This is a genomic window from Streptomyces thermovulgaris, assembly GCF_002155915.1.
Taxonomy (GTDB): domain Bacteria; phylum Actinomycetota; class Actinomycetes; order Streptomycetales; family Streptomycetaceae; genus Streptomyces; species Streptomyces thermovulgaris.
Window position 1 is genome coordinate 1 of record NZ_MUME01000393.1, and the last position, 1,548, is coordinate 1,548.

The 1,548-nt window shown below is 78.0% G+C and carries 2 protein-coding genes and 1 pseudogene; all 3 read left to right on the forward strand.

Annotated elements, in window-relative coordinates; translation table 11 throughout:
- Positions 1-242: pseudogene (locus CCN35_RS30300) on the forward strand (SCO3242 family prenyltransferase); the annotation flags it as partial.
- Complete coding sequence (locus CCN35_RS25025) at positions 232-1,044, forward strand: sugar phosphate isomerase/epimerase family protein (protein ID WP_425444325.1); 813 nt, start codon at positions 232-234, stop codon at positions 1,042-1,044. The pseudogene CCN35_RS30300 and the gene CCN35_RS25025, both read left to right, overlap by 11 nt.
- On the forward strand, positions 1,041-1,548 hold a 508-nt coding region (locus tag CCN35_RS25030), incomplete at its 3' end, for an EboA domain-containing protein (protein WP_086794428.1). The genes CCN35_RS25025 and CCN35_RS25030, both read left to right, overlap by 4 nt.

Consider the following 1,548-nt stretch of genomic DNA (forward strand, 5'->3'; position numbering starts at 1 on the left):
CCTCCGCACCGCCCGGCGGGATGCTCCGCGCGGCCCTGGCGTTCGGCTACGCCGCCACCGCCGCCCGCCCCCTCGCCCACGCCGCCCTCAACCCCTCGCCGCCGCTCACCCGGCGCGCCGTCGGCGGCGGCATCCGCGCCCTGATCCCGCTCCAGGCCGCCCTGGCCGCCCGGGCGGGCGCACCGGCGACGGCCCTGCTCACGGCGGCCCNNCCTCGACGACGCCCTCGCCCTGCTCGCCGACCTCGGCTACGACGGGGTGGGACTGACCCTCGACCACATGCACCTCGACCCGCTCGCCCCCGACCTGGCCGACCGCACCCGCCGGGTCGCGCACCGGCTGGACGCGCTCGGCCTCGAGGTCACCGTGGAGACGGGCGCCCGCTATGTGCTCGACCCGCGCCGCAAGCACGGCCCCTCCCTCCTCGACGCCGACCCCGAGGACCGCGCCCGGCGCACCGACCTGCTGCTGCGCGCCGTACGGGTCGCCGCCGACCTGGGCGCCCACGCCGTGCACTGCTTCAGCGGCGTCACCCCGCCCGGCACCGACCGGGACACCGCGTGGAAGCGGCTGACCGAGTCCCTCACCCCCGTCCTGGACGCGGCCGGGGCCGCCGGTGTCCCCCTCGCCGTGGAACCCGAGCCGGGACACCTCCTCGCCACCCTCGCCGACTTCCACCGTCTGCGCCGCCTGCTCGGCGACCCCGAGCACCTCGGCCTGACCCTCGACATCGGCCACTGCCAGTGCCTCGAGCCGCTTCCGCCCGCCGACTGCGTCCGCGCCGCCGCGCCCTGGCTCAGGCACGTCCAGATCGAGGACATGCGCCGCGGCGTCCACGAACACCTGCCCTTCGGGGACGGCGAGATCGACTTCCCGCCGGTCCTCGAGGCCCTGGCCGCCACCGGCTACCGGGGCCTGACCGTCGTGGAACTGCCCCGCCACTCCCACGCCGGTCCGCACCACGCCGACCTCTCCCTGTCCTTCCTTCGCCGGGCGGCGTCCTTCCCCCGCCGGGCGGCCACATGTGAAGGGAGCAGCCGATGACCCACCCGCAGGACCTCCCGGGCACCTCCACGGCCGGCACCGCACTCGCCCTCACCCCCCTGGACGAGCTGCGCACCGCCCTGGCCGCCCGTCTGTCCCCGCAGGCCCGTGACTGGCTCGACCGGGCGCTGGACGAGGCTGCCGCGCGCCCCGGCACCCACGGCCCCCTCTCCGTGTGGGAGCTGCGTCTGGCCGAGGCCGGCCGCCGCTGCGGTGCCGCCNNGCCCGGCCCGGAGGCGGTGCCACTCGTCGAGGACGCCCTGCGCACCAACGACACCCGGCTGATCGCCGCGGCCGTCGGACCGTACGCCGCCCGGCACCTGGCCCCCCACCCGTGGCGGCACGCCGTCCTGAAGTGCCTGTTCACCGGCGTCCCCGTCGACAGGGTCGCGGACCTGGCCCGCCGGGCCCGCGGCGACGCCGAACTCGCCCGCATGCTCGGCGACTACGCCGCCGAACGCACCGCCGCCGGCCGCCCGGTCCCCGAGGACCTGCACCGCGTCC